Origin of the sequence: Caenispirillum salinarum (genome assembly GCF_044803115.1) — a bacterium.
GTDB lineage: Bacteria > Pseudomonadota > Alphaproteobacteria > Rhodospirillales > Rhodospirillaceae > Caenispirillum > Caenispirillum salinarum_A.
In genome coordinates, this window is sequence record NZ_CP085224.1 from 4,383,570 (window position 1) to 4,409,075 (window position 25,506).

The following is a 25,506-nucleotide window of genomic DNA, read 5'->3' on the forward strand; positions in this document are numbered from 1 at the left end:
CGGCATGACGGGCGGAACACGCACGCCGGCGCTGATGCTGCTGGGCACCGGGTCGGACGTCGGCAAGAGCCTGCTGGTTGCGGGCCTGTGCCGGCTGTTCACCCGGCGCGGCCTGACCGTCCGCCCCTTCAAGCCCCAGAACATGAGCAACAACGCCGCCGTCACCCCCGACGGCGGCGAGATCGGCCGCGCCCAGGCCCTGCAGGCCCGCGCCTGTGGGGTTCAGCCCTCGCGCCACATGAACCCTGTGCTGCTGAAACCCCAGACAGACGTCGGCTCGCAGGTGGTGGTACAGGGCGAGGTGCTGGCCAACGCCACGGCGCGCGACTACTTCCGCCTGAAGAAAAGCCTGCTGCCCCGCGTGCTGGACAGCTTCCACACCCTGTCCGCCGGAGCCGACCTGGTGCTGATCGAGGGCGCGGGCAGCGCGGCGGAGGTCAACTTGCGGGCGTCCGACATCGCCAACATGGGTTTCGCCGAGGCTGCCGACGTGCCGGTGGTGCTGGTGGGCGACATCGACCGGGGCGGCGTGCTGGCCCAGGTGGTCGGCACCCACGCCCTGCTGCCGGAGCCTGAGCGGGCACGCATCAAGGGCTATCTCATCAACAAGTTCCGCGGCGACCCGTCACTGTTCGACCCGGCACTGGACATCGTGACGGACCGCACCGACTGGCCGAGCTTCGGCGTCGTGCCCTGGTTCAACGGCGCCCGCGCGCTGCCGGCGGAGGACGCCATGGCGCTGGACCAGCGGGCCGGCCCGGGACACGACGGCGCGCCGGTGACCGTGGCGATCCTGCGGCTGTCGCGCGTCGCCAACTTCGACGACTTCGATCCGCTGGCCGCCGAGCCCGACGTGGCACTGACCTGGGTGCAGCCCGGCGAGGCCGTGCCGGGCAATGCCGACATCGTCATCATTCCCGGCTCCAAGGCGACGCTGGCCGACCTGGCCTTCCTGCGGGCGCAGGGCTGGGATGTGGACATTGCCGCCCACCTGCGGCGCGGCGGCCGCGTGGTGGGCATCTGCGCCGGCTACCAGATGCTCGGCCGCATGGTGCGCGACCCTGAAGGCATCGAAGGTCCGCCCGGCGAGGCGCCGGGCCTGGGCCTGCTGGACGTCGACACCGTCATGCGCGGCCCCAAGACCCTGCGCGAGGCCGCCGGCACCGAGGCCGGCACGGGCCTGTCCGTCGCCGGCTACGAAATGCACATGGGGGTGACCGAAGGCCCCGACCGCGCGAACCCCTGGCTCACGCTCGACGGCAGCGGGCCGGATGGCGCGGTCTCGGCCGACGGCCGGGTGCGCGGGTGTTACCTGCACGGCCTGTTCGGCGCCGACGCCTTCCGCCGCCGGCTTCTCGGCCTCGGCGAGGATGACGGGGCGCTGGACTATGCGGCGGGGGTGGAGGCGGCGCTGGACGCCCTGGCCGACCACCTGGCGGCATCGGTGGACGTGGACGCGCTGGCTTGCGCCGCCGGCATCAGTGTCTCCGCCGCCGCCAGGCCCGAGACCGCCACCGCCTCCACGCCCGAGGCCGGCTGAGCACCGGCGGCCGCCAGCACCAGCCCCGGTACCGGGCGGGCCGGAAATCCGGCTTCTTCGTCAGCCCTCCCCTTCGCGGGCCTCGTGGCGGCGGCGGCTGCGCTCCTCGCGCCGCTGCGTTTCCTCCTCGCGCTTTTCCTCGCGGGCGCGGCGCATCATCTCGTCCAGGCCGAGAAGGTCGCGGTCGCGAGGCCGCAGCATGGCGATGCGTTCCTCGTCCACCACGGACAGGCGCGGCGGCACCGGCAGGTCCAGAAGCTCCGCCATCTCGTGTTCCTGGTCGCGCACGGCCAGAAGCTCGCGGTACATGCGCTTGCGAATCCACTTGGGCAGGTCCTCGGTCTTGCGGTGGCCGCGGGTACGTCGGTAGAGCCGCGACAGAAGGTCGATCATCACGGGGTCCCTCCACCGTTGTGGAACGGCAGCACCGCCAGTGCCAGCGACAGGATCGCCAGGGCCACGATCAAAAGGCGCAGGCCCCGCGTGCGGTCGCGCGCCGCCTGTTCGTTGCCGGCGAAGTAGCGGCGGTAGGCGATGTCGTAGGCCGCCGCCAACAGGTCTTGCAACTGGGCGACGACGCGCTCGTCGGTGACGCGCTGGTCGTCCTGGCTGTCGTGCGCGCGCAGGCGCTTTTCCGCCGCCACCAACTCGCGCAGGTCGGGCGGGTCCAGGTAGACGAAATCCATCTCCACCCGGACAATCATCACCGAGCCGGCCACCAGCGTCAGCACCGCCAGCCCGGCCAGCATCATGATGGCGATGCCGGTCCCCGAAGACCACTTGCCGGCATCGAAGTTGGCCGCCACGGCCGCCAGCGAGTAGACGGAAAACGCCAGCGCCGCCACGGGCGTGCCGACGCCGCCGCGGATCTCGTCACGGCGGGCGCGTTCGGACTGGTAGAGGTCGCGGTAGGTTTCGTAGCGCAGGCGGCTGGGGGTCATGTCCGATCGGGCGAATATCCTGGGAAGGCGGTTGTACCGGAAGAACGTTCACGATGGGGAAACCGTTGACGCGGCAGGCGTCGGGCGCTTGACGGCGCCCCTCCCGGCCGCCATCTCCAGGGCGTCGCACAGGAAAGGAGACCCCATGTCGGACCGCTCGGAGCAGACCAACGTTTTCGGCGATGCGCTGACGCCGTGCAGTGAAAACCCGCGCACCGGCTTCTACCGCACCGGCTGCTGCGAAACGGGGCCCGAGGACCTCGGCCTGCACCTGATCTGCGCCGAGATGACGGCTGAATTCCTGGAGTTCTCCAAGAAGGCGGGCAACGACCTGTCCACCCCGCGCCCCGAGTTCGGCTTTCCCGGCCTCAAGCCCGGCGACCGCTGGTGCCTGTGCGCCGGCCGCTGGCGCGAGGCGCACGAGGCCGGCGTCGCCCCGCGCGTGGTACTGAAGTCCACGCACGAGGAAACGCTGGCGGTCATTCCCATGGACGTGCTCAAGGACTACGCCCTGGACCTGACCTGAGACCCAGGCTCACCCGTCCGCCACGGCACAAACCGCGGCACGGCCACGGTCAGGACCGCTGCCACACCGGCCGCACCGGCGAGGGCGATCAGGATCGGCGCCCATTCCATGGGCCGGAACACGCCGAGCCCGATGATCACCAGCAGGATCGGCATGTCCAGGAAGTGGGTGAAGACGCTCAGCCGCGACTCCCGCGCCTGCGTCAGGGCCGCGCCGGGGACGGATCCGGCCTCCCGGGTCAGGCGGTTGAGCTTCAGGAAGGCGAGCCGGGTGATGGTGTTGCCCTCCACGAATTCCAGCGCGAACAGGGCGACCATGGCCAGCAGCCACGGCTGGCCGAACAGGCCGTCCCAGCCGTGGACGGCCCAGATCATCCAGGTTCCGGCCGCGCCAAGCAGCACCGCGCCCGGCACCACCAGCCCGTCATAGAACAGCGCCACCAGGGCCGCGGACTCGCGGGCGGCGTCCATTGTGAGCGCCCGGCGGCCGCGCAGGTCGCAGACGAAGACCCCCGCCAGTCCGGCGAACATCAGCATCACACCGATCAGATGCCCGAAGCGGGCCAGGTCGAAGGCGGTCATGACAGCGCCTCCGTCCGCCGGCGCGACGGGCGCGCGATGGACAGGACCAGGATCGCCAGAATCAGGGCTACGTTGACCGGGCCGGCGACGGCTTCCCGCGCCAGGGCGTCGGGTGCGAAGGCGCCGGCGGACGCCGCGTCGGCTATGTGCGCGCCGGCCGGCATCAGGACCAGCAGGCCATTGGCGGCGGCCGCGGCGACCAGCACCAGCTTCACCTTCAGCCACACCGGGCAGGGCCGCGGCAGGCGCCAGGCCATGAAAACACCGCTCAGCCCCATGAGGACGAGGCCCGGGATCAGCACGAACCGGGTGCCGGTGTCCTTCAGCACCATCAGGGCATGGTAGCCGGAGGGCTCGTTGGGGTCGGCGACGGCGGACACCAGTACGTGCGACAGGACGGTGCCGACGAAGGCGGCCAAGCCGATCATGTGAGCGGTTCTGGCAAGGGTGCGCATGGCAGAATTCTCCCGGTTGCGAGGCCGGAAAAGCCTGCCATAGCATTCCATGCTATACCATGTATTTATGCGGCGGCGTCTCGGACCCTTGCCATGCCAAGCACTTACGGCCATGCTGTCGGCGCCATGACCATCGAAGACTCCTGGACCATCGACCGCGACTCGGGTGCCGGCCCCTTCCGGGTGGACGACAGTCCCGGCTTTCTCATCAACCGGGCCGCCCGCCTGTTCGCCCAGGCGCTGGGGCAGCGGCTGGAGCCGCTGGGCCTGACCACCGGCGCCTTTCCGGTATTGCTGGCGCTGTGGGCGCGGGACGGCCGCAGCCAGCGCGAGATCGCGCGCGACCTGCCGCTCGACGAGACCACGCTCGTGCGCACGCTCGACCGCATGGCGCGCGACGGGCTGGTGGTGCGCGAGCGCGACCCCGCCGACCGCCGCCGCATGATCGTCCACCTGACGGATCACGGCCGGGCCCTGCGCGAGCCGGCCCTGGCCGCCGCCGACGCCGTCAACGCGCGCGCCGAGGCCGTCCTGCCGCCCGAGGACCGGCAGAAGGCTCGCGATCTGGTGCGGGCGCTGGCCGCGGGGCTGGCGCGGTCAGTCGATGAAGGCGACGCGGGATAGGGCCACGTCCGCCGGCGCGTCCTTCTCCGTCGCCACGATGGCGAGGCGCGTCAGGCGGGTCGGGTTGAGCGGCGCGTCGGTCTTGTTGGCCGTGAAGGCGGAAAACGGCACGGTCATCCGGTGCCAGGCGCCGTCGCCGGCCTCCAGGGGCGCCCGGTAGCTCTGCCAGGGGCGCGACAGGTCGGCCGTGCGCAGCGACAGCACATAGCCGCCGCCGACACCCCGCACGTCGACCTCCAGGCCGCCGAAGCCGGACGCATCCACTTCGCGCCCGAAGCGGCAGCCCAGCAGCAGGAAGCCGCCGTTGTTGGCCGACGACACCTCTCCGGTCAGGCGCAGGGCCGCGCGGCCCTCGACGTGCTCGACCACGGCGCCACCCTCGGAAACGCCGCCCATGACCTGGTCCGTGGCGACATACCACTGCCCGGCGGGAACCAGTCCTTCGCCGCTGGCGACGTCGGTGATGAGCATGTGGGGCGCCTTTCCGTCCTTGAATCCGTTCCCCTTACCTGGGATGCCGGGCGCGGCTCTGCAAAGGCACGCCGGGGACCGCGCCGTGCCGTCATCATGATGCCGCGGCCGCCAAGTCGCGGCTGACATAGCCGTGGAAGTCGACCGGCGACATGGGCTTTCCCCAGAAATAGCCCTGCCCCAGGTGGCAGCCCTCGGCCTTGAAGAAGGCCGCGTGGTCGGCGGTTTCGATGCCCTCGGCCACCACCTCCAGCCCGAAGTCGCGGGCGATGTTGAGAATGGCGCGGGTGATGCGCACGTCTTCGTCGTTGCGCAGCATCTCGCGCACGAAGGACTGGTCGATCTTCAGGCAGTGTACCCGCAGGCGCTTGAGGTAACTGAGCGACGAGTATCCCGTGCCGAAATCGTCGATGGCGAGGCTCACCCCCAGGTCGCGCAGGCCGTCGAGCATGCGCATGACCTTGGCGGCGTCGGTCATGATGACGCTTTCGGTGATCTCAACCTCAAGGTGGCGCGGCTGCAGGCCGGAGTCGCGCAGGGCCCGCGCCACCATCTCCACCACGTCCTGGCAGAGGAACTGCACGGCCGAGACGTTCACCGCCACCTTGAGCGGCGGCAGGCCCGCGTCCAGCCACGCCTTGTTCTGTCGGCAGGCCTCGCGCATCACCCACTCGCCCAGGGGCGCGATGAGGCCGGAACGCTCCGCCACCGGGATGAACTGGTCGGGGCGGATGCGGCCGCGCTGCGGGTGGTCCCAGCGCACCAGCGCCTCCATGCCGACGCAACGGCCCGAGGCGATGTCGATCTTGGGCTGGTAGACCAGCGAAAACTGACGGTTCTCGATGGCCCGGCGCAGTTCGCCGCGGATGGCCTTGCGTTCCTGCTGCTGTTCCGACATGCGGGGCGCATAGACGCTCACACCCCCGCCGGCGCCGTGGCGCTTGGCGTCATGCATGGCCATCTCGGCGCGCTGGAGCAGGTCCTGGGGGCGCCGGCCGTCGCGCGGGTGGAAGCTGATGCCGAAAGTGCCCTTGACCTCGATGGTCAGCCCCTCGACATCCACCGGCTGGCCGAGACCCTGCGACAGCTGCTCCACATAGTTCACCAGCAGATCCTCGTGCGCCTCGGTCATGGCCGGGATCACCAGGGCGAAATCGTCACCGCCCAGCCGCGTCACCACGTCGCCCGGCCGCGCCCGGCGGCGCAGGCGCTCGGCCACGGCCACCAGCACGCGATCGCCGGTGGAATGACCGAAGGTGTCGTTGATGTCCTTGAAACCGTCCAGGTTCAGGTAGAGCACTGCGCCGCCCTGGGCCGTTCCCAGCGTGTGGGCGACAGCGTCCTCGAACGCCAGCGTGTTGCCCAGCCCCGTCAGGCCGTCATGCCGGGCCAGGTGGGCGACCCGCGCCATGGCATCGCGGAAGGTGGTCAGCGCATATCCCATGGCCGTGACCTCGTCGCGGCCGCCGACGGGAATGGGATGGTCCAGGTCGCCCGCGGCGATGGCGCGCATGCTGTGGTCCAGCTTCGTCAGGCGCCGCACCACACTGCGACCCACGTAGAGCCATGCGATGAGCAGCGCCGCGAGCATGGCCGCTCCGGCGACCAGGGCAAGGGTGATCTTGCTGCGGCCGAGGGCGTCGGTGGCGGCATCGCGGTCGGCGTCGATACGACGCTGGGCGGTGCGGCTGAGTACACTGATGGCGGAATCCAGCGCCGCCGAATGGGCCTGAAGGTCCACCAGGCGAGCCGCCGCCACCGCGCGCGCCTGGCGCTCCCGCGCCCGCAGATCAATCAGGTTGCCCTCGCCCTCCGCCAGGCGGCGCAGGCGCCGCAGGAACGAATCCAGCGCCTCCGCCGCGCCCGGTGCCAGGGCATCGCCGCCCTGCCGATCACGCAGGCGGTCCACCGCGTCGAGCGTCGCGGCGACCTTGCGGCGCAGGTGCTCCACCTCGGTCGCCGTCGCGGCGTCGCGCACGCTGCCCAGCAGCACGAGCAGACGGTTTATCTCTGTCAGAAACGTCCAGCGGGCACCGGCGTCGGCGGCCGGTTCGCCCACCAGCATCCGGTATTCCTGGTGCAGGACGTCCAGTTGCTCCAGCTGCCGCGCCTGGCGCGCGGCAAGCTCCCACCGCTGCCGCATGGCCGAGCGCAGAAGGGCGAGGCTGGCGCTGATGCGCCCGGACACCTCGGCGACCTTGCGCACCGCGGGCGTGGCGCCCATGGCGTCGCGCAGGCGGCGGTGGGTGGCGATGAAGGCGTCCTCAGCCTGGGCGACGCGCGCCGACTCGGCGGCCAGTTCCGCCTCGCTGCCGGCGAACACCACCGACGCCGCGCTGGCGATCAGCGCGTTGGACCGCTGCGCCAGGCGCGACAGCTCCACCAGGGTGGGAATGCGCTCGCCGGTGATGCGGTCGAGCGTGCCGGCCGTGTTGCTGAAGGTCGCCCACGCCAGAACGCTGACCAGGGCGGTGGCGCCGGCAATGGCCAGGAACGCCGCCCACAACTTGGCGCGAATGCCGAACTGGGGCGCGGGCGGCGGCGGCATGGCCGCGCCGTCGTGGGAGGCGGAGTCGGGGACCGCAAGGGAGCGGTGCGGCGGGGCGGCGGCTCCGGCCATGGGGAGATCCCGGAGTCAGGAGGGAACGATCGGTGTGCCTTATGAGCCGAAAGTGTTAGCCAATCGTCTTGATCCGGGCCAGTGACACTTTTTTGGAACACCGCCCGCCCCGCCGCCGTGCCGACAACGGCAGGCCGGCCCTCAGGCCGCCGCCTTGAGATCCTCTTCCAGCCGTCGCGAGCGCTTGGAGACATATTTCCACATCATGGAACCGAAGAACCGCCCGAAGCGGCCGTGCGGACGGATGCCGGCGGCCTTGAGCACCATGTTGGAAGCGCGCTCGACGTGCGGAGCGCGATAGCAGCTGAAAGCCCGCGCCGCATAGGCCAGGTTGGCCGTCTTGCGGTCGTAGGGATGGCTGTCGTCGAAGTTGGCGCAGTAGTAGGCGTAGGACAGTTCGTCGTCCTCGCTCTCCTTGATGCGCGACACCGCAACCATGATCCGCCGCCAGGTCGGGATGTTCTCCCGGTCCAGGTACTTCTTCATGTGGGTGTAGAACATCTTGTAGTGGCGGAACTCGTCGCCGGCGACGCGGTGGCAGATCTCCTTCAGGACCGGCTCCTCCGCCGCGTCGCGCAGGGCGCTGTAGAAGGAACTGGTGCCGGTTTCCACGATGCAGCGCGCGATCAGTTCGCCTGTTCGCGAGCCGCGGGTGGAGGCGTCGACGTCGATGGGAATCTGATAGCCCTCGCGGAACCGGCGGAAGGCATCGCGATAGTCGAAGCTGGGATCGGCCATCTCGGCCCAGCGGCCCAGGGCGTCGCCGTGCTGGATTTCCTCGGCTTCCCAATGGCCGGCCATGTCGGCGAAATAGCTGTCGTCGTGAAACACGTTGCGCAGATAGGCGGTATAATCCGCCGCGTTGCGCTCCACCATGGCGGCAGCCTTGATCACCTTGAGGATCTCCGGATCGACCTTCGACGGGTCGTAGCGGTCCCAGGGAATGTCCTCAAGCGTCCAGTGCTTCATGTCGGTTCCTCGGTTGCAACGTGGTGCCGTCCATTCTGATGATGGGCGTGCCGGCCATGGTTTCAACAACGCGGAAGCGTCGTGTCGCGTCGCACAATTGGTAACGATTCCAATGGGCTTGCCGCAAAAAATGCCGTCGCGCGGCATCCCCGCCCAAAGAGTGCCATCCTGCTTCGCCCGGCCGCCGCAGACGGAACGGAAAGAGGGGCCGGCAGCAGCGCCGGCCCCTCTTTCCAGTTCTTCAGCCCTGGCCCCGGCGTTCTGCCGGCCGGGCCGTTTACCGTCGATCAGGCGATGGCGTCGCGCATGGCCTCGGCGACGGCGACGCTCTTGGCGGCCTGCGCCTTCTCGACGTCGGTGTCGGCTTCCTGCTCGGCGTCGCGGGCGGCCTGCAGGCGCTTTTCGACGGTGTCGCGCGTCAGGTCCGACAGCACGACGGCCTCTTCGGCCAGGACCGTGCAGCGCTCTTCGGTCACCTCGGCGAAACCGCCAGCGACGAAGATCTGGTTGGCGACCTTGCCGTCCTTGTAGATGTCCAGCACGCCGGGGCGCACGGTGGACAGCATGGGAGCATGGCGCGGCATGGCGCCGAAGTTGCCCTCGGACCCGGGCACGATCACCATCTCGACCGGCTCGGAGACCAGCAGCTTCTCCGGCGAGACCAGTTCGAATTCAAGCGTTTCCGCCATGGTTCCTCCGACGGCCCGTATGTGCCGCAAGCGGCGAGTGGGCCCTATACTTCCCGAAAGACGGGGCGCGATCGTGCGGAAACAGGATCGCGCCCCGGCCGTTGCGTGGCATCAACCGACCGCTTACGCGGCTTCGGCCGCCATCTTCTTGGCCTTCTCGACGGCCTCGTCGATGGTGCCGAGCATGTAGAAGGCCTGCTCGGGCATGTGGTCGTAGTCGCCGTTGATGATGCCCTTGAAGCCCTTGATGGTGTCTTCCAGGTTCACGAAGACGCCCGGCGAGCCGGTGAACACCTCGGCCACGTGGAACGGCTGCGACAGGAAGCGCTGCAGCTTGCGGGCGCGGGCGACCGTCAGCTTGTCCTCTTCCGACAGTTCGTCCATGCCCAGGATGGCGATGATATCCTGCAGGGACTTGTAGGCCTGCAGAACACGCTGCACCTCACGGGCCGTCTCATAGTGCTCCTGGCCGACCACCTTGGGGTCGAGCGCGCGGGACGTGGAGTCCAGCGGGTCCACGGCCGGGTAGATGCCCAGCTCGGCGATGGAGCGGTTGAGCACGGTCGTGGCGTCCAGGTGGGCGAACGAGGTCGCGGGCGCCGGGTCGGTCAGGTCGTCGGCGGGCACGTAAATGGCCTGCACGGACGTGATCGAGCCCTTGTTGGTCGAGGTGATGCGCTCCTGCAGGGCGCCCATGTCCGTCGACAGGGTGGGCTGGTAGCCCACGGCCGAGGGGATGCGGCCCAGCAGCGCCGACACTTCCGAACCCGCCTGGGTGAAGCGGAAGATGTTGTCGACGAAGAACAGCACGTCCTGGCCTTCCTCGTCGCGGAAGTATTCCGCCTGGGTCAGGCCGGACAGCGCGACGCGGGCACGGGCGCCCGGCGGCTCGTTCATCTGGCCGTAGACCAGGGCGGCCTTGGAGTTGCCGCCTTCGAGGTCGATAACGCCGGACTCGATCATCTCGTGGTAGAGGTCGTTGCCCTCGCGGGTACGCTCACCGACGCCGGCGAACACGGAGTAACCGCCGTGGCCCTTCGCGACGTTGTTGATGAGTTCCATGATGAGCACGGTCTTGCCCACGCCGGCGCCGCCGAACAGGCCGACCTTGCCGCCCTTGGTGTAGGGGGCCAGCAGGTCGATGACCTTGATGCCGGTGACCAGGATCTCGGTCTCGGTGGACTGGTCGGCGAACTTCGGCGCCTCGCGGTGGATCGGCCAGCGGGCCTTGGTGTTCACCGGACCACGCTCGTCCACCGGCTCGCCGATGACGTTCATGATGCGGCCGAGCGTCTCCGGGCCGACCGGCACGGCGATGGGCTGGCCGGTGGCGGTGGCCTTGGCACCGCGGGTCAGACCGTCGGTGGTCTCCATGGCGATGGTGCGAACCGTCGCCTCACCAAGGTGCTGGGCCACCTCGAGCACAAGCCGCTGGCCGTTGTTGTCAACCTCGAGCGCCGACATGATGTTCGGCAGTTCACCTTCGAACTTGACGTCCACGACGGCGCCCAGGATCTGGGTGACGGTACCGACGTTGTTCTGCGCCATGGAATTAAGCTCCTTACGAACCACGCTTAAGTGGATTTGAATTTCGTATCAGTCAGCGTCTCGCCGGCCGCGCCTTACAAGGCCTCGGCGCCGGAGATGATCTCGATCAGTTCCTTCGTGATCATCGCCTGACGGGTGCGGTTGTAGGTCAGCGTCAGCTTGTTGATCATGTCGCCGGCGTTGCGGGTGGCGTTGTCCATCGCCGCCATCCGGGCGCCCTGCTCGGACGCGGAGCTTTCCAGCAGCGCCGAGAAGATCTGCATGGCCACGTTGCGCGGCAGCAGCTCCGCCAGGATGCCTTCCTCCGACGGCTCGTACTCGTAGGACGCCTTCGGACCGACCGCCGCCTCGTTGGCGTTGGCGGCCTCGGGCACCGGGAACGGCACGAGTTGCTGGCGGGTGACGACCTGGCTGATCGCCGACTTGAACTTGTTGTAGACGACGGTGCAGACGTCGAACTCGCCGTTCTCGTACATCGCCAGGATGCGCGAGGCGATGTCGTCAGCCTCCGAGAACGCTAGGCCCTTCTTGCCCACGCCCTCGTAGCCGTCGATGATCTTGTCCTTGTGGTCGCGCTTCAGCGCGTCCCGGCCCTTGCGGCCGATGGTCAGCAGCTTCACCTGCTTGCCCTCGGCCTGAAGCTCGGCCACCAGGTTGCGCGTGGCGCGCACGATGGAGCCGTTGAAGCCGCCGCACAGACCGCGATCGGCGGTCATGACGACCACCAGGTGCACCTCGTCCTTGCCCGTGCCGGACAGCAGCTTAGGCGCACCGGGAAGGCCGGCCATGGAGCCGGCCAGCCCACCCAGCATGCGGTCCATCCGCTCGGCGTAGGGACGGGCGGCCTCGGCGGCGTCCTGGGCGCGACGCAGCTTGGACGCCGCCACCATCTTCATGGCGGAGGTGATCTTCTGCGTCGACTTCACCGAGGCGATGCGCCCGCGAAGGTCCTTCAAGCTTGCCATTGGGTGTTGACCCTTCCTTCAGCCGTTGCGGATGCCGTCGATTACGCCGCGAAGGACTTCGCGAAGTTGTCAAGGAAGCTCTTCAGCTTGTCCTTGACCTCGTCGGTCAGCTTCTGCTCGGTCCGGATCGTCTCCAGGATGTCCGGCGACTTGGCGTGCATCTCGTGCAGCAGCTCCCGCTCGAAGCGGTTCACGGCCGAGACCGGCAGCTTGTCGAGGTAGCCGTTGGTGCCGGCGAAGATGGACACCACCTGCTCTTCCACCGCCAGCGGCGAGAACTGCGGCTGCTTCAGAAGCTCGGTCAGGCGCTCGCCGCGGCTCAGCAGTTTCTGCGTGGCCGGGTCGAGGTCGGAGGCGAACTGCGCGAAGGCGGCCATCTCGCGGTACTGGGCAAGCTCCAGCTTGATGGTGCCGGCGACCTGCTTCATGGCCTTGATCTGGGCCGAGGAGCCCACGCGCGACACCGACAGGCCGACGTTCACGGCCGGGCGGATGCCCTTGAAGAACAGGCCCGTCTCCAGGAAGATCTGACCGTCGGTGATGGAAATCACGTTGGTCGGAATGTAGGCGGAGACGTCACCGGCCTGGGTCTCGATGACCGGCAGAGCGGTCAGGGAGCCGGCGCCGTTCTCGTCGTTGAGCTTCGCGGCGCGCTCCAGCAGGCGGCTGTGGAGGTAGAACACGTCGCCGGGGAAGGCCTCGCGGCCCGGCGGGCGACGCAGCAGCAGCGACATCTGGCGGTACGCCACGGCCTGCTTGGACAGGTCGTCGTAGAAGATGGTGGCGTGCATGCCGTTGTCGCGGAAAAACTCGCCCATGGTGCAGCCGGTGTACGGCGCCAGGAACTGCATCGGCGCCGGGTCGGACGCCGTGGCGGCGACGATGATGGTGTAGTCCAGCGCGCCGTTGTCGGCGAGCGTCTTCACCACCTGGGCCACCGTCGAGCGCTTCTGGCCGACCGCGACGTAGATGCAGAACATCTTGTCCTTGTCGGACTTGGCGGCGTCGTTGATCTTCTTCTGGTTGATGATGGTGTCCAGAATGATCGCGGTCTTGCCGGTCTGACGGTCGCCGATGATCAGCTCGCGCTGGCCGCGGCCGATGGGGATCAGGGCGTCGATGGACTTGATGCCGGTCTGCACGGGCTCGTGCACCGACTTGCGGGGGATGATGCCCGGCGCCTTCATCTCGGCGCGGCGACGCTCGGAGCCCGTCAGATCGCCCTTGCCGTCGATGGCGACACCCAGGCCGTCCACGACACGGCCGAGCAGCTCGTGCCCGACGGGCACGTCCACGATGGTGCCGGTGCGCTTGACGGTGTCACCTTCCTTGATGGTCACGTCGGACCCGAAGATCACCACGCCGACGTTGTCGGACTCGAGGTTCAGGGCCATGCCCTTGATGCCGCCCGGGAACTCGACCATTTCGCCGGCCTGCACGTTGTCCAGGCCGTGGATGCGGGCGATGCCGTCACCGACGGACAGGACCCGGCCGATTTCCGCGACGTCGGCCTCGGTGCCGAAATTGGCGATCTGTTCCTTAAGGATAGCGGAGATTTCCGCGGCGCGGATTTCCATCACCCAACCCCTTTCATGGCGAGCTGAAGTCGTTGCAGCTTCGTACGGAGAGAATTGTCAATCATGCGCGAGCCGACGCGGACGACCAGGCCACCGATAAGGCCCGGATCGACCCGGGTCTCGAGGGCCACGTCCTTGCCAACGGCCTGCTTCAGGGAAGCGGCCAGGGCCTCGGCTTGCGCGTCGGACAGCGGTTTGGCGGAGACGACCTCGGCGCTGATCTCGCCACGCTTGGTGGCAAGGCGCTCAAGGAAGGCGTTGATAACGGCCGGAAGAGCGAACAGGCGGCGGTTGGTCGCCACCAGGCCCAGGAAGTTGCGGGTGACGCCCTGCATCCCGGCCTTGTCGGCCAGGGCGGCGACGCCCTTCGCCTGCTCGGTCCGCGACAGCACCGGGCTGTCGATGAACCGGCGGAAGTCGGCGCTTTCCGCGACCATGGTCTTCAGGCCGCGCAGGTCATCGGCCACCTGGTCCAGAACGCCCTTTTCCTCCGCCAGCTCGAACAGCGCGGACGCGTAGCGGTCGGCCAGGCCGGATGATGCTGATTTGGATGCCACGTGCGACTAGCCCCGTTTTAGTGCGTTTCGGACACCGGAAGAATCGCTTAACGACTTGAATTAGCTCGCATATGCGCGGCAGCGCCAAGCTAGTCCCCCGCAAGCGCGTGAGCTAGGTAGCATAACCGCCATGGCAGTGCAAGCACTCGGGACAACCCGTTTGGGCAGGGTCTCCCCCTCCGGCGCGGCGGATTGTGCCACGATGCCCCCTTCAAGGAAAGCCGCAGGATCAAAGAAAACTGTAAGGGTCCACATCGACCTGCACGCGGACCGAATGGGGCACCGTCACGCGGCCCAGCCACGCCGCGACCACGGGCTGCACGCGCACGCCGCGCGGGGCCTTCAGAAGGAACCGCCGCCGGTGCCGGCCGCGCAGCATGGCAAGCGGCGCCGGGGCCGGCCCCAGCACCTCCACGTTCGCCTCGCGGGGCGCCGCACGCGAGAGCCGGGCGCAGGTGGCGTCCACCGCCGCCTCGTCCTCGCCCGAGACGATGAGCGCCGCCAGCCGGCCGTAGGGCGGCATGGACGTGGCGCGCCGCCCCTCGGCCTCCGCCTCCAGGAACTGCGCCGTCTCGCCGGTGACCATGGCCTGGATGACCGGATGCTCGGGCTGATAGGTCTGGAGCATCACCCGCCCCTGTTTGGCCGCGCGCCCCGCCCGGCCGGCCACCTGGGTGAGCAGCTGGTAGGTGCGCTCCGCCGCCCGCAGGTCCCCACCCGACAGGCCAAGATCGCTGTCGACCACCGCCACCAGCGTCAGCTCGGGAAAGTGCAGGCCCTTGGCGAGCACCTGCGTCCCTATAAGAAGGTCGACTTCGTGGGCGGCGATTCGCTCCATCAGCGCCGCCGCCGCCAGCGGCCCGCCGAGCGTGTCGGAGGCAACCACCACCGACCGCGTCTCGGGCCAGCGGCCCACGACCTCTTCCGCCAAGCGCTCCACGCCCGGGCCGCAGGCGGCCAGGCTGTCCTCGTCACCGCATTGCGGGCATTGACGGGGCGTTGGCTCGGAATGGCCGCAGTGGTGGCAGACCAGCCGCCGCACCAGCCGGTGCTCCACCAGCCAGGCGGTGCAGTTGGGGCACTGGATGCGGAAGCCGCAGGTCCGGCAGAGCGTCAGCGGCGCATAGCCGCGCCGGTTGAGGAACAGAAGCACCTGCTCGCCGCGCTCCAGCGTCTCCGTCACCGCCTCCACCACCGGCGGCGCCAGCCAGGAGCGGCCCCAGTCGCCCTTCTCCGGCGGCATGCGGCGCATGTCCACCACATCCACCTCGGGCAGCAGCGATCCGCCGTGGCGCTCGGGCAGGTGGAGCTTGTCGTAGCGCCCCGATTCGGCGTTGAGCACCGTCTCCAGCGAGGGCGTGGCGGACGCCAGCACCACGGGCACGGACCCCAGCTGCCCGCGCACCACCGCCATGTCGCGGGCGTGGTAGGAGACGCCGTCCTCCTGCTTGAAGGCCTGCTCGTGCTCCTCGTCTACCACCACCAGGCCCAGGTCGCGGAAGGGCAGGAACAGCGCCGACCGCGCCCCGACCACCACCGCCGCCCGGCCGTTGGCGACGGCGCGCCAGACGTCACGCCGCCGCGCCTGGGTCAACTCCGAGTGCCACTCCAGCGGCGGCACGCCGAAGCGGCGGCGGAAGCGGGACAGCCACTGGCTGGTCAGGCTGATTTCCGGCACCAGCACCAGCACCTGCCGCCCACGCCGCAGGGCCTCGGCCACGGCCTCGAAATAGACCTCCGTCTTGCCCGAACCCGTCACGCCTTCCAGCAGGGCAACGGAGAAGGCATGGCCGCGGACGCGGGAGCGCAGGTCCTCGGCGATCTCTTCCTGACCAGCCGAAAGGGTGGGGCCCGGATGGTCGGGGTCGGGGCGCGGCGGGTCGAGCTGCGGATGCACCAGGCTCGGCACCAGCACGCCCGCCTGCGCCAGCCCCTTCACCACGCCATCGGAAACGCCCGCCTCGCGCGCCAACTCGCCCGCCGGCAGGGGCGGCAGGTCGGCGGCAACGTTGAGCACCGCCCGCCGGGCGCGCGTCTCCTTGACGCCGAGAGCGGCCAGGTCCGGCGGGTTCTCCGGGTCGGGCAGGCCGTAGACGGTCAGCGGCCGCGGCTCCTCCAGCGCCTGGGGCACGCTGATCGCCATCTTCAGCACCGCGCCGGGCGGGCTGAGGGTATAGGCCGCCACCCAGTCCACGAAGCGGCGGGTGACGCGCGGCAGGGGCTCGGCGGGCAGCACGCGCAGGATATCGCGCACCTTGTTCTCGGCCACCGCGCCCTCGCCCGCGCCCCAGACGACGCCGATCTCGCGACGCTTGCCCAGCGGCACCTCCACCGGCTGGCCCTCCGCCACCGCCGGCCCGGTGCGCGGCACGCGGTAATCATAGAGCCCGCCCAGCGGCAGGGGCAGCAGCACCCCCACCCGCGCGCCGGGCGGGTAGAGCGGCGCGGCGGCATCGCACGCGCTGGATGCAGAGACTTCGGACATGGGCGCGACTGTGGCGGGGCGGGGTTCCATCCGCTACACTCTAGCCGACCCGGCCGGGGACCGCCACGACAAGTCCCTGAACGGGAAGCGCTTTCCCGAACACCTGATCCTCCCCATCAAAACGGCGATAGTCTCTCCATGAAGTTCTTCATCGACACGGCCGACCTTGCCGACATTCGCGACCTGGCCGAGACGGGCCTGGTCGACGGCGTGACCACCAACCCGTCGCTGGCCGCCAAGGCGGGCATGAAGTTCACCGACCTGGTGAAGGAAATCTGCGACGTCGTGCCCGGCCCCGTCAGCGCCGAGGTCACCGCCCCCGACCACGCCACCATGATGCGCGAGGCCGACCACCTGCGGAAGATCGCCGACAACGTCTGCATCAAGGTGCCGCTGACGCCCGACGGGCTGAAGACCTGCCGCAAGCTGGCCGACGACGGCACCCTGGTCAACGTGACGCTGTGCTTCAGCCCGGCCCAGGCGATCCTGGCGGCCAAGGCGGGTGCTGCCTTCGTGTCGCCCTTCGTCGGCCGGCTGGACGACATCGGGCAGGACGGCCTGCAACTGATCGCCGACATCGTGGGCATCTACGCCAACTACCTGGACATCGGCACGGAAGTGCTGGTCGCCAGCGTCCGCCACCCGATTCACATAACGGAGTCCGCCAAGCTGGGCGCCCATGTGGCGACCATGCCGCCGAAGGTGCTGCGCCAGCTCTACGCCCACCCGCTCACCGACAAGGGCCTGGCCGCCTTCACCGCCGACTGGGAGAAGTCGGGCCTGAAGATCCTGGAGGACTGAGACTTGGCCGAGCAGGGCAACGCCCCCGACGACACGCCCCGTCCGACCCCGCGACAGGTCAAGGCGTACCTGCGGGAGCACCCGGAGTTCCTGACCAACAACATGCCGTTGCTGGCGGAACTGCTGCCCGACCTGTCGCCGGAAAGCAACGTGGTCGACCTGCAGTCGGCCGTGGTCAAGCGCCTGCGGAAAGAGGTGGAGGAGCTGAAGGCCTCGGCCAAGGCGCTCATCACCACCACGCGGTCCAACATGTCGACGCAGGAGCGCACGCACCAGGCCGCCGTCGCGGTGCTGGACGCCGACGGCATGGACAGCCTGGCGCGCATCGTCACCGACGACCTGCCGGTGGTGCTGCAGGTGGACGTGGTGACCATCGCCTTCGAGCCGGGCCTGCCCAAGCCGGCGGCGCTCTACGTCCAGGAACTGCGCGCCGGCGAACTGGACGCCATGATGGGCGAGAACGCTCCCGCCCGCCTGCGCGAAACCGTCGAAGGCGAACAGCCGCTCTACGGCGCCGCGGCGCGGCTGGTGACGTCCGATGCGCTGGTCCGGCTGCAACCTGGCGGCGGCCTGCCGGAGGGCGTGCTGGCGCTGGGCACCCGGACGGAGGGCACCTTCCATCCGCAGCAGGGGACCGAGCTTCTGGGCTTCCTGGCGCGGGTGGTGGAACACACGGTGCGGCGATGGGCGACGGCGGACCAGACGGACCCGGCGTGATCCCGCAGACGGCGGACGAGGAACGGGCGGCGGCGGCGGATGCCCTGCCGCCCGGCCTGCCGCCCGATCCCGCTTTGCGCGATGCCATCGTGCGCTGGCGCCGCTGGCTGACGGCCGAGCGCGGCGCCAGCATCCATACGCTGACGAACTACCAGCGCGACCTGTTTTTCTTCCTGCGGTTCCTGACGGACTATCTGGGCGCCGAACCGTCCCTGGCCGACCTGGGCCGGCTGACGGCGGCGGATTTCCGCAGCTATCTGGCCCACCGCACCGGCGAAGGCATCGCGCGCACCTCGCTCGGCCGCGCCATGAGCACCCTGCGCGGCTTCTACCGCGCCTGTGACCGCATGGGCCTCATGCACAACCCGGCCATCGACCTGGTGCGCAATCCGCGCCCGCCGCGCAGCATTCCCAAACCGCTGGCCGAGGCAGAGGCGATGGAGGTGCTGCCCACGGTGGGCGAGCTTTCCGACACGCCGTGGATCGCCGCCCGGGACACGGCCCTCATCACCCTTCTTTACGGCTGCGGCCTGCGCATCGGCGAGGCCCTGGGCCTGACCGTCGCCGACCGTCCGACAGGGGAAACCATGCGCGTGCTCGGCAAAGGGCGGAAGGAGCGCCTGGTGCCCGTGCTGCCGGCCGTGCGCCAGGCCATCGACGCCTACCTGGCCCTGCGCCCCCATCCCGCCCCGCCCGACAGCCCCCTGTTCGTGGGTGCGCGCGGCGGCCCCTTGAGCCCGCGGATGGCGCAGCGGACCATGGAAAAGGTGCGCCATCTGCTCGGCCTGCCCGAGACGGCGACGCCGCATGCGCTGCGCCACTCGTTCGCCACCCATCTTCTGGGGCGCGGCGGCGACCTGCGCACCATCCAGGAGCTGCTGGGCCACGCCAACCTGTCGACCACGCAGCGCTATACAGAAGTGGATGCCGCCCGGCTTAAGAGCGTCTACGACTCGGCGCACCCGCGCGCGCGAAAGGGTTGAACGCGGCAACCGCCCCTCCCCCGCGCCCGTTTTGCCGATAAGCCCGCCGCATGTCCCCCGCGGCGGAGATCGGACACCGGAAACGGGAGCAGCTCATGCGACGCGAGAATCCTGGTGAGGTCACCACCGCCGACCGTAGCGGCATCATGAAGGCCTTCCTGCTGACCCTGATGCTGGCGGGCGGCACCATCATCCTGGCCGGCTGCAACACCATGGCCGGTATCGGCGAGGATACCCAGGCCGCCGGCCAGGCGCTCGAGGACACCGCCGAGGACGCGAACGACTAAGGATGGCTGGAAACATGGCATCGCCGGAGATGGACCGCGAGACCTATTGCGCCAATCTCGAAGCGCGGGTCACAGCCCTCCGGCACCGCATCGAAGAGGTGGAGCGCGCGGAGGAGGCCGAGCGGGTGAACACCCCCGGTCATCCTCCGAGCGACACCCTGAAGGACCTCCAGGCCCGGCACGACGACCTGTCGCGCAGCCTGGCGCGGTGCCAGTTCATCGAGGAAGACGATTGGATCAACGCCCGCGACGAGGCGGAATCCGCCTTTGCCCGCGTGGAAAACGCCCTGGAGACGGCCACCGCCCGTTACCGCGGACGCGGCAGCGGCGGAAGCTGAGGGGAGGCGCCCTTACTCCCCGGCCTCGCCCTGCGGCAGGGGATCGGTGGCCTCTATCATGCGCCGGACGCCGCGCGGCACCCGGTGCTTGATGCGGTTCAAGCGGCGGGAGAAGCCGGGCAGCGCGCGCCGGCGCTCGCGGATAACGCGGCGCACGGTTTTCGATTCGCGTGCCAGCAGATACAGCCCCACCGCCACCATGGGAAGGCCGACGGGCACCGGCGTGGGGACCGTCAGCGCCCCCACGATCACCAGCATCCAGCCCAGCCCCAGGCGCACGAGACGCCCCAGCGGCGTGCGGCCGGGCGGCGGGTCGAGGTCGGGAACGGGATCATGGGGCGCGTAAGGGGCGGTCACCGAACGGCATCCTTTTCCTGAACGGTCGCAAGGACGCTCGCACGGAGCCCGGCACGGCGCAAGCGTCTCTATGGTGACGAAACCGCCGCCGCCCCGGGCGGCGGTTCACCGCGACAGGCGCCCGCGCAGGCCCCACGCCATGGCGAGCGGTCCCAGCAGGCCCACCACGCCCACCGAGGCGAAGGCCCAGCCCCAGGCCGCCCGGCCCGGCTCCGCGCCGCCGGCGGCATCCAGCACGACACCCATGACCAGCGGCCCCACGAACGCCGCCAGGAAGCCCACCAGCGAATGCACCGCCAGCGTGGCGCCGCGCCGGCCCTCCTCGGCGTGTTCCACCGCGCCCGTGGTCAGGGCCGCCGAATCGAGTTGGATGAAGCCGGCGTACAGCAGCATCACCACCGCCACCACAGGATAGGAGGCACCCGCCGCCGGTCCGATGGCGAACGCCGTCGCGGCCGAGATCGCCATGTAGGCCATCACCAGGCGCCCGCGCCCCAGGCGCGTCGCCACCTCCGCCCCCGCCAGCGAACACCCGAACGCGACCAGCGCGCCCAGCGTCGCCACGGCGCTCGGCGCCAGCAGGCCGTCGGCATGGGCGGCGGCGCCCGGAAGCGCCGCGGCGAAGGCCAGAAAGGCGACGACCCAGGAGCGGAAGGCAAACAACTCCCACATATGCACCGCATAGCCCAGCACATAGCCCATGGCCGGGCGGTTGCGCAGGACCGGACGGAAATCCAGCAGGCGGGTCGGGGTCGGGTTGGCCTCGGGCGCGCGCGGCTTCAGCGCCAGCATCAGCACCACCGCCACCGCCGCCGCGCCGGCAGCCAGGACGAAGGCGGCGCGCCAGCCGGCCCAGTCCGCCACCGCCGCCGAAGCCGCATAGGACCCCGCCGTGCCCAGGCTGAAGCAGGCGGTGTAGAGCGGCACCACGCGCGGCCGCACCTGCGGCGAGACGCGGTCGACCAGCACGCGCAGCCCCGGCATGTAGGTGCCCGCCAGCGCCGCGCCGCCCAGTGCCCGGAACACCAGGGCCGCCCAGAACCCGTCGGCCAGCAGCGCGAATCCGGCGCAGGCCGCCACGTTCGCCGCCGCGCCGGCCATATAGACCCGGCGGGCGTCCATGCGGTCGGTCAGGCTCACCAGCACCGGCGCGGCCAGGGCATATGCGGCGAAGTAGACGCCCGAGATCCATCCGGCCTGGGTGTTGGTCAACGCCCAGGCCTCCATGAATCGGGGCAGCAGGGCCGGAAAGGTGAAGACGCCCACCATGGTGCAGACCTCGGCGAGGCAGACGGCGGCGACAAGCTTGGTCAGGGCGGGAGACATGCACCGGCTATACGCCGTCCGCCACCGCCTGAAAAGGGCCGTTGCCGTGTGCGTCGATCGCGATCCGCCGGACCGTCTCGCCCGTTTCTATCAACCCAGGCGCAATCAACCCAAGGAGACATTCGCCATGACCCGGACACGCCCGCCCGGATCGGACCATCCCATCTCCATCGTCCCGGCGCCCAACCCGGTCGAGGTGCGCCTTGGAGAGACCATCGTGGCCGATTCCACCGCCGCCAAGCGCCTGAAGGAACAGGGCTACCCGCCGCGCGACTACGTCCCGCGCGAGGATGTGCGCATGGACCTGATGGAGCCGACCGAGACCCGCACCTTCTGCCCCTTCAAGGGCGACGCCACCTACTACGCCGTCGTCACGCCCGAGGACCGGCGCGAGGACGTCGCCTGGTCCTACGAGGACCCGCCGGAGTGGATGGCCGACATCAAGGGCCATCTGTGCTTCTACGACGAGCGCCTGGACGGCTGACGCCGCCGACACGGACACCGTCGCCCGCTGCGCCCTGCAAAAAACCCGCCGAGCCTGGAAGGCCGGCGGGTTTCCGCGTGTGATGCTCGGGGCACCGTCGTCGGGATGCGCGCGTCAGCTCAGATCGCCTTCGCCCATCTGCATGGAGCTGCGCAGGTTGGCGCGGCCACGCGACAGGCGGGACTTCATGGTGCCCACCGGCAGGTGCGTTTCATCGGCCGCCTCGCTGTGCGAGCGCTCTTCCATGCCCAGCATGTGGACGGCGGCGCGCTCCTGTTCCGACAGGCCCTCCATGGCGGCCACCGTCTCCTTGAGGAAGACGCTGTGAACCTGACTGGGGCGCGCGGCGGTGTTTTCGTCGTGCACCGCCTGCTGCATGTACCGCATCGAGACGGCCTCGCGGCGCTTCTGGCTGATGAACACGTTGCGCATCATGGTGAACAGCCAGCTGCGCAGGTTCGTGCCGGGCTTGTAGAGGTGCCACTTCAAAAGCGCCCGCTCTACGCAGTCCTGCACAAGGTCGTTGGCATCGGCCTCGCTGCGGGCGAGCGAGCGGGCATAGCGCTTGAGGTCGGGAATCTGATCCTCGATCTGCTGGTTGGCGGCCATGCTCATCGCGAACTCCCTTCGACGTTCAAATCCTTGCGTCGCGGACCATCTGGACCGGGTGGCCGGCTGCTGCCGTCGACGTCATGGCCAAAGGATGGATCGGGACCCCGTAAAGCCTCCATGCGGGGATGTCCGCCCCAGCATAAAAAGAACGTTGGCGCCTGCCCGGCCTTCCCGCGTCCCTGGAAATCGCGGGGCCATAGGCGGAAAAGCGCGTCGCACGCGGGTCTTGCGCCCGGACGCCCCGCGGTGGGGAAGGCAGACTAACGCGCCGAGACCCCGAGTCGCTGCATAAAGAAGGCATAAAAAAACGGCGCCCCGTAGGCGCCGTCGAACCCTTTGCGGCAGGCAGCCGGCCGTGGTCAGTCCAGCGGATGCGGCCGGTCGAGCAGACCCTCGGCCAGTTCCACCCGCGACAGATGGCCGCGCGCCTGCTCAGCCTCTTCGCGCGTCACCTCGTTGGACGCCGAGCGCACCTGCGCGTTGCGCTTCCAGCGCTCCAGGATGACGCGCTTCTGCTGGGCAGTCAGGCGGGCGTGGGCGGCGACCTCGGTCGGGTCGTCAAAGACCGTGGCGGGGTCCAGCATGGCCGCCTCCAGGTCGATGGGGCGTTCGTTGTCGCTCTCGGCCATGGCGTCCTGCCCTTGTTCCGTTGCTGTCGTCGCGGTTCTCGCCCACAGCCTACGAGTCGCGGGGGGAGGCGGTTCCCGGCGCGCGCCGCGGCGACGCCGAGCGGCGCGACCCGTCCCATGAGCCGCGCTCGGACGCCGAACCCTGGCCGCCGGCAAAAGCGACGCCGACACCACCGTGACCCGGGGCGCGGCCGTGATCGGGCGCCCGCCCGGCCAGGCTCCCTTGCGTGCCGTCGGGGCGGAGACGGCGGATCATCACCGCGACGCCGGCAATGGCGAAGCTGGCGGCGAAGATGACGGCCAGAAGCCGCGCCAGAGCGGCCGCTCCGGGCTCCCCGCCATCCTCAAAGGAGGTGAAGCCGAAGAGCCCGGTAAGCACCGCCAGAATGAAAAATGTCATCGCGGCATAAGTCATGGCATCGGGCCTTGCGTCTCTTTCCTCTCGGCCGACCGCCGGCCGTGCCAGTGGCGCGGTCTTTTACAACGTCTCAGATCGCGTCGGGTGCGGCGGAAAAGCCGCCGTTTGTGTGCGCGCGATATTATTTTGAACGCGACGGTACGGAATCGGTTGCGGCCGGCACAACCGCTTCACCGACGATATTGCAGTGCAGCAACGTCATCCCTTTCGGGAACCGACGCACACGAAAAGGCCCGAAGGCCGCGCAACGCGCGGCCTTCGGGCTGATGAAGCCCCACATCTAAAGGCGTAGGATCGGCAAAAGATTTTATTCAAAGGCACGTCGGCCGCGGATGTCCCGTCTCGGCTTCGCCGGCCGCCAGCACCGCAAGGAACGCCTCCACCACGCGGGGATCGAACTGCTTGCCCGACTGCTCCCGCAGGTAGTCGAGCGCCTTTTCCTGCGGCCACGGCTTCTTGTAGGGGCGCTCGCTGGTCAGCGCATCGTAGACGTCGACCACCGCCACGATTCGCGCCGCCAGGGGAATGGCCTCGCCGGCAAGCCTGGCAGGATAGCCGCCGCCGTCCCAGCGCTCGTGGTGGCCGGCGGCGATCTCTGCGCCCATGGACAGGTAGCTCGAACCCTCCACCAGCTTGGCCGCCCGCTCCAGGATCATCCCGCCGTTGGCGGCGTGGGTCTGCATCACCGACCATTCGTCGGGGTCCAGCCTGGCCGGCTTCTGGAGGATGGCGTCGGGCACGGAAACCTTGCCCACGTCGTGCAGGATGGACGCCATGCCCACCTGTTCCAGGAACAGGTCGTCGATTTCGGCGGTGTAATGGCCGGCGTCGCGCAGGGTGCGGGCGACGGCCTCGGTCATGCGCTCGACCCGCAGGACGTGCTCGCCGGTATCGGTGTCCTTGTGCTCGGCCAGGTCGGCGAGCGCCACAACAGTCGCCTGATGAGCGCGCTTGAGCTGTTCGTACAGGTGGATGTTGTCGAAGCCCACCGACACCTTGCCGATGAACACCTCCACCAGCTGCTGGTCCAGGGGCGTCAGGGTGCGGCCGGTGCGCAGGTAGGCGACGGCCTCCCGCGCGTTGGGGGTGCGGATGTAGAGCACCATGTGGTCGGGGCCGTAGATGTGTTCGCGCGCCGCCATCGCCGCGTTGACCGCCTCCACCACCGAGGCGTCGGCGAAATCCTCCAGCGTCGCCTCGTCCACCCCCTCGAAGGTGCCGGCACCGGCCAGGATGAAGATGCGCTGCGCGTCGTCGCCGCGGGCGCCGGGACGGCCGCGCTGGGCGCAGACGATGCCGCTGACCGGCGTGCCCAGCACCGCCGACAGCTGCGTCAGCACGCCGCTCGCAAACAGGCTCATGCTGCGCAGGCGGAACAGGCTGGCCGAGGCGTCGATGATCTTGCGCAGGCCCAGACGGCTGACCTCAAGCGCCAGGATATCCTCGTAGGACCGCAGCGCCGCCACCAGCGTGGTGAACAGCTTCTGCGACGTCAGTTCCGTCTTGGCCTTGTAGTCGTTGATGTCGTAGGCCAGGATCACGTCGCGCTCCGGCGCCTGGCCGGGCTGGCCGGTGCGCAGGATGATGCGCACGGCCTGGTTGCCCATGGTTTCGCGGATGTCGCGCACCAGCCTGAGCCCCGCGTCGTCGGTCTCCATCACCACGTCCAGCAGCACCACCGCGATGTCCTGGCGCGCCGCGACGATCTCGCGCGCCTCGGCGGCGGAATGGGCCGACAGCATGGTGATGCCCCGCCCCTTGAAGCGAATGTCCGACAAGACCATCGAGGTCACGGCATGGACCTCCGGCTCGTCATCGACCACCAGCACCACCCAGTTCTCCGCCGCCGGCAGGACCGGCGTCGGCGCCCCGCCCGCCTCGGGCTCGCCGCCGGCTTTCGCGGGCGTCGCCGGTTCCGGGACCGTGTCGTCCACCAGGAAGTCGTCGTCGTCCTCGAACAGAAGATCGTCGGTCATGGTCTCGTCTCCTGGCCGGATGGCGGTCTT

The 25,506-nt window shown here is 69.5% G+C and carries 28 protein-coding genes; 9 read left to right on the plus strand and 19 right to left on the minus strand.

Translation table 11 applies throughout. The features are described 5' to 3' along the window. The first annotated feature begins 4 nt into the window (after positions 1–4). Positions 5–1,540, plus strand: coding sequence for a cobyric acid synthase (locus LG334_RS20205; protein WP_404380898.1), 1,536 nt, complete (start codon positions 5–7; stop codon positions 1,538–1,540). Between the two features lie 60 nt (positions 1,541–1,600). Here LG334_RS20205 and LG334_RS20210 read toward each other — a convergent pair whose 3' ends face one another. Together LG334_RS20210 and LG334_RS20215 are read right to left on the minus strand one after the other, a co-directional pair. Next, positions 1,601–1,933 (minus strand): hypothetical protein, encoded by a 333-nt coding sequence (locus LG334_RS20210; RefSeq protein WP_404386418.1) that lies wholly within the window; start codon positions 1,931–1,933, stop codon positions 1,601–1,603. Further along, entirely contained in the window at positions 1,933–2,481 is a 549-nt protein-coding gene (locus tag LG334_RS20215) for a hypothetical protein (RefSeq protein WP_404380900.1), read from the minus strand. Before LG334_RS20215 ends, LG334_RS20210 begins: the two co-directional genes overlap by 1 nt. Positions 2,482–2,626: 145 nt before the next feature. Here LG334_RS20215 and LG334_RS20220 point away from each other — a divergent pair, with 145 nt between their 5' ends. Continuing rightward, entirely contained in the window at positions 2,627–3,007 is a 381-nt protein-coding gene (locus LG334_RS20220; RefSeq protein ID WP_404380902.1) for a DUF2237 family protein, read from the plus strand. Here LG334_RS20220 and LG334_RS20225 read toward each other — a convergent pair. Together LG334_RS20225 and LG334_RS20230 are read right to left on the minus strand one after the other, a co-directional pair. Continuing rightward, a complete protein-coding gene (locus LG334_RS20225; RefSeq protein ID WP_404380904.1) occupies positions 2,986–3,588 on the minus strand; it encodes a DUF2269 family protein in 603 nt (200 codons plus the stop codon). The two genes, LG334_RS20220 and LG334_RS20225, sit on opposite strands and share 22 nt — an antisense overlap. After that, positions 3,585–4,043: a hypothetical protein gene (locus tag LG334_RS20230; RefSeq protein WP_404380906.1), complete on the minus strand. Its 459-nt coding sequence runs from the start codon at positions 4,041–4,043 to the stop codon at positions 3,585–3,587. Before LG334_RS20230 ends, LG334_RS20225 begins: the two co-directional genes overlap by 4 nt. A gap of 93 nt (positions 4,044–4,136) precedes the next feature. On the opposite strand from LG334_RS20230, the gene LG334_RS20235 reads away from it, so the two are divergent. Beyond that, a complete protein-coding gene (locus tag LG334_RS20235) occupies positions 4,137–4,667 on the plus strand; it encodes a MarR family winged helix-turn-helix transcriptional regulator (RefSeq protein ID WP_404380908.1) in 531 nt (176 codons plus the stop codon). On the opposite strand, the gene LG334_RS20240 is transcribed toward LG334_RS20235, so the two are convergent. From LG334_RS20240 to LG334_RS20280, 9 genes are all read right to left on the minus strand, one after another. Then, the gene (locus LG334_RS20240; protein ID WP_404380910.1) at positions 4,641–5,138 is read right to left on the minus strand and encodes a CIA30 family protein; all 498 of its coding nucleotides are present in this window, start codon (positions 5,136–5,138) and stop codon (positions 4,641–4,643) included. The genes LG334_RS20235 and LG334_RS20240 overlap by 27 nt on opposite strands. 94 nt (positions 5,139–5,232) lie before the next feature. Then, entirely contained in the window at positions 5,233–7,758 is a 2,526-nt protein-coding gene (locus LG334_RS20245) for a putative bifunctional diguanylate cyclase/phosphodiesterase (protein WP_404380912.1), read from the minus strand. 141 nt (positions 7,759–7,899) lie between these two features. After that, a complete protein-coding gene (locus LG334_RS20250) occupies positions 7,900–8,727 on the minus strand; it encodes an acyl-ACP desaturase (RefSeq protein ID WP_404380914.1) in 828 nt (275 codons plus the stop codon). Positions 8,728–9,014: 287 nt separating this feature from the next. After that, entirely contained in the window at positions 9,015–9,416 is a 402-nt protein-coding gene (locus LG334_RS20255) for a F0F1 ATP synthase subunit epsilon (protein WP_404380916.1), read from the minus strand. Between the two features lie 123 nt (positions 9,417–9,539). Then, a complete protein-coding gene (gene atpD / locus LG334_RS20260; protein ID WP_404380918.1) occupies positions 9,540–10,964 on the minus strand; it encodes a F0F1 ATP synthase subunit beta in 1,425 nt (474 codons plus the stop codon). A gap of 74 nt (positions 10,965–11,038) precedes the next feature. After that, on the minus strand, positions 11,039–11,929 hold the full coding sequence (locus LG334_RS20265; protein WP_404380920.1) for a F0F1 ATP synthase subunit gamma: 891 nt from the start codon (positions 11,927–11,929) through the stop codon (positions 11,039–11,041). A gap of 41 nt (positions 11,930–11,970) precedes the next feature. Continuing rightward, on the minus strand, positions 11,971–13,506 hold the full coding sequence (gene atpA / locus LG334_RS20270) for a F0F1 ATP synthase subunit alpha (protein WP_404380922.1): 1,536 nt from the start codon (positions 13,504–13,506) through the stop codon (positions 11,971–11,973). After that, the gene (locus LG334_RS20275; protein ID WP_404380924.1) at positions 13,506–14,063 is read right to left on the minus strand and encodes a F0F1 ATP synthase subunit delta; all 558 of its coding nucleotides are present in this window, start codon (positions 14,061–14,063) and stop codon (positions 13,506–13,508) included. The genes atpA and LG334_RS20275 overlap by 1 nt, the downstream gene beginning before the upstream one ends. Positions 14,064–14,292: 229 nt before the next feature. Continuing rightward, positions 14,293–16,548: a primosomal protein N' gene (locus tag LG334_RS20280; RefSeq protein ID WP_404380926.1), complete on the minus strand. Its 2,256-nt coding sequence runs from the start codon at positions 16,546–16,548 to the stop codon at positions 14,293–14,295. Between the two features lie 138 nt (positions 16,549–16,686). Here LG334_RS20280 and fsa point away from each other — a divergent pair, with 138 nt between their 5' ends. From fsa to LG334_RS20305, 5 genes are all read left to right on the plus strand, one after another. Continuing rightward, positions 16,687–17,349, plus strand: coding sequence for a fructose-6-phosphate aldolase (fsa, locus tag LG334_RS20285; RefSeq protein WP_404380928.1), 663 nt, complete (start codon positions 16,687–16,689; stop codon positions 17,347–17,349). A gap of 3 nt (positions 17,350–17,352) precedes the next feature. Continuing rightward, on the plus strand, positions 17,353–18,066 hold the full coding sequence (locus LG334_RS20290; protein ID WP_404380930.1) for a DUF484 family protein: 714 nt from the start codon (positions 17,353–17,355) through the stop codon (positions 18,064–18,066). Further along, positions 18,063–19,049: a tyrosine recombinase XerC gene (locus LG334_RS20295; protein ID WP_404380933.1), complete on the plus strand. Its 987-nt coding sequence runs from the start codon at positions 18,063–18,065 to the stop codon at positions 19,047–19,049. Before LG334_RS20290 ends, LG334_RS20295 begins: the two co-directional genes overlap by 4 nt. 95 nt (positions 19,050–19,144) lie before the next feature. Further along, on the plus strand, positions 19,145–19,336 hold the full coding sequence (locus LG334_RS20300; RefSeq protein WP_404380935.1) for an entericidin A/B family lipoprotein: 192 nt from the start codon (positions 19,145–19,147) through the stop codon (positions 19,334–19,336). 14 nt (positions 19,337–19,350) lie between these two features. Further along, positions 19,351–19,674, plus strand: coding sequence for a hypothetical protein (locus LG334_RS20305; protein ID WP_404380937.1), 324 nt, complete (start codon positions 19,351–19,353; stop codon positions 19,672–19,674). 12 nt (positions 19,675–19,686) lie between these two features. Here LG334_RS20305 and LG334_RS20310 read toward each other — a convergent pair whose 3' ends face one another. Then, positions 19,687–20,031, minus strand: coding sequence for a PGPGW domain-containing protein (locus LG334_RS20310; protein WP_404380939.1), 345 nt, complete (start codon positions 20,029–20,031; stop codon positions 19,687–19,689). 105 nt (positions 20,032–20,136) lie between these two features. Further along, on the minus strand, positions 20,137–21,357 hold the full coding sequence (locus LG334_RS20315) for a nitrate/nitrite transporter (protein ID WP_404380941.1): 1,221 nt from the start codon (positions 21,355–21,357) through the stop codon (positions 20,137–20,139). A 127-nt stretch (positions 21,358–21,484) separates the two neighbouring features. Here LG334_RS20315 and LG334_RS20320 point away from each other — a divergent pair, with 127 nt between their 5' ends. Next, a complete protein-coding gene (locus LG334_RS20320; RefSeq protein WP_404380943.1) occupies positions 21,485–21,841 on the plus strand; it encodes a DUF427 domain-containing protein in 357 nt (118 codons plus the stop codon). Positions 21,842–21,955: 114 nt separating this feature from the next. On the opposite strand, the gene LG334_RS20325 is transcribed toward LG334_RS20320, so the two are convergent. From LG334_RS20325 to LG334_RS20340, 4 genes are all read right to left on the minus strand, one after another. Continuing rightward, the gene (locus LG334_RS20325; RefSeq protein WP_404380945.1) at positions 21,956–22,456 is read right to left on the minus strand and encodes a sigma-70 family RNA polymerase sigma factor; all 501 of its coding nucleotides are present in this window, start codon (positions 22,454–22,456) and stop codon (positions 21,956–21,958) included. Positions 22,457–22,812: 356 nt separating this feature from the next. Next, positions 22,813–23,082: a hypothetical protein gene (locus LG334_RS20330; protein ID WP_404380947.1), complete on the minus strand. Its 270-nt coding sequence runs from the start codon at positions 23,080–23,082 to the stop codon at positions 22,813–22,815. 49 nt (positions 23,083–23,131) lie between these two features. Beyond that, the gene (locus LG334_RS20335) at positions 23,132–23,497 is read right to left on the minus strand and encodes a hypothetical protein (RefSeq protein WP_404380949.1); all 366 of its coding nucleotides are present in this window, start codon (positions 23,495–23,497) and stop codon (positions 23,132–23,134) included. Positions 23,498–23,811: 314 nt separating this feature from the next. Beyond that, on the minus strand, positions 23,812–25,476 hold the full coding sequence (locus tag LG334_RS20340; RefSeq protein ID WP_404380951.1) for a DUF3369 domain-containing protein: 1,665 nt from the start codon (positions 25,474–25,476) through the stop codon (positions 23,812–23,814). Between the last annotated feature and the right edge of the window lie 30 nt (positions 25,477–25,506).

Coding starts and splice junctions, on each gene's coding strand:
- LG334_RS20305 (WP_404380937.1), top strand. CDS start 19,351: ATGGCATCGCCGGAGATGGACCGCGAGACCTATTGCGCCAATCTCGAA.
- LG334_RS20230 (WP_404380906.1), bottom strand. CDS start 4,043: ATGCGCACCCTTGCCAGAACCGCTCACATGATCGGCTTGGCCGCCTTC.
- LG334_RS20280 (WP_404380926.1), bottom strand. CDS start 16,548: ATGTCCGAAGTCTCTGCATCCAGCGCGTGCGATGCCGCCGCGCCGCTC.
- LG334_RS20205 (WP_404380898.1), top strand. CDS start 5: ATGACGGGCGGAACACGCACGCCGGCGCTGATGCTGCTGGGCACCGGG.
- LG334_RS20215 (WP_404380900.1), bottom strand. CDS start 2,481: ATGACCCCCAGCCGCCTGCGCTACGAAACCTACCGCGACCTCTACCAG.
- LG334_RS20225 (WP_404380904.1), bottom strand. CDS start 3,588: ATGACCGCCTTCGACCTGGCCCGCTTCGGGCATCTGATCGGTGTGATG.
- LG334_RS20240 (WP_404380910.1), bottom strand. CDS start 5,138: ATGCTCATCACCGACGTCGCCAGCGGCGAAGGACTGGTTCCCGCCGGG.
- LG334_RS20255 (WP_404380916.1), bottom strand. CDS start 9,416: ATGGCGGAAACGCTTGAATTCGAACTGGTCTCGCCGGAGAAGCTGCTG.
- LG334_RS20245 (WP_404380912.1), bottom strand. CDS start 7,758: ATGGCCGGAGCCGCCGCCCCGCCGCACCGCTCCCTTGCGGTCCCCGAC.
- LG334_RS20340 (WP_404380951.1), bottom strand. CDS start 25,476: ATGACCGACGATCTTCTGTTCGAGGACGACGACGACTTCCTGGTGGAC.
- LG334_RS20210 (WP_404386418.1), bottom strand. CDS start 1,933: ATGATCGACCTTCTGTCGCGGCTCTACCGACGTACCCGCGGCCACCGC.
- LG334_RS20320 (WP_404380943.1), top strand. CDS start 21,485: ATGACCCGGACACGCCCGCCCGGATCGGACCATCCCATCTCCATCGTC.
- LG334_RS20315 (WP_404380941.1), bottom strand. CDS start 21,357: ATGTCTCCCGCCCTGACCAAGCTTGTCGCCGCCGTCTGCCTCGCCGAG.
- LG334_RS20325 (WP_404380945.1), bottom strand. CDS start 22,456: ATGAGCATGGCCGCCAACCAGCAGATCGAGGATCAGATTCCCGACCTC.
- LG334_RS20300 (WP_404380935.1), top strand. CDS start 19,145: ATGCGACGCGAGAATCCTGGTGAGGTCACCACCGCCGACCGTAGCGGC.
- fsa (WP_404380928.1), top strand. CDS start 16,687: ATGAAGTTCTTCATCGACACGGCCGACCTTGCCGACATTCGCGACCTG.
- LG334_RS20220 (WP_404380902.1), top strand. CDS start 2,627: ATGTCGGACCGCTCGGAGCAGACCAACGTTTTCGGCGATGCGCTGACG.
- atpA (WP_404380922.1), bottom strand. CDS start 13,506: ATGGAAATCCGCGCCGCGGAAATCTCCGCTATCCTTAAGGAACAGATC.
- LG334_RS20250 (WP_404380914.1), bottom strand. CDS start 8,727: ATGAAGCACTGGACGCTTGAGGACATTCCCTGGGACCGCTACGACCCG.
- LG334_RS20330 (WP_404380947.1), bottom strand. CDS start 23,082: ATGGCCGAGAGCGACAACGAACGCCCCATCGACCTGGAGGCGGCCATG.
- LG334_RS20235 (WP_404380908.1), top strand. CDS start 4,137: ATGCCAAGCACTTACGGCCATGCTGTCGGCGCCATGACCATCGAAGAC.
- atpD (WP_404380918.1), bottom strand. CDS start 10,964: ATGGCGCAGAACAACGTCGGTACCGTCACCCAGATCCTGGGCGCCGTC.
- LG334_RS20265 (WP_404380920.1), bottom strand. CDS start 11,929: ATGGCAAGCTTGAAGGACCTTCGCGGGCGCATCGCCTCGGTGAAGTCG.
- LG334_RS20335 (WP_404380949.1), bottom strand. CDS start 23,497: ATGACTTATGCCGCGATGACATTTTTCATTCTGGCGGTGCTTACCGGG.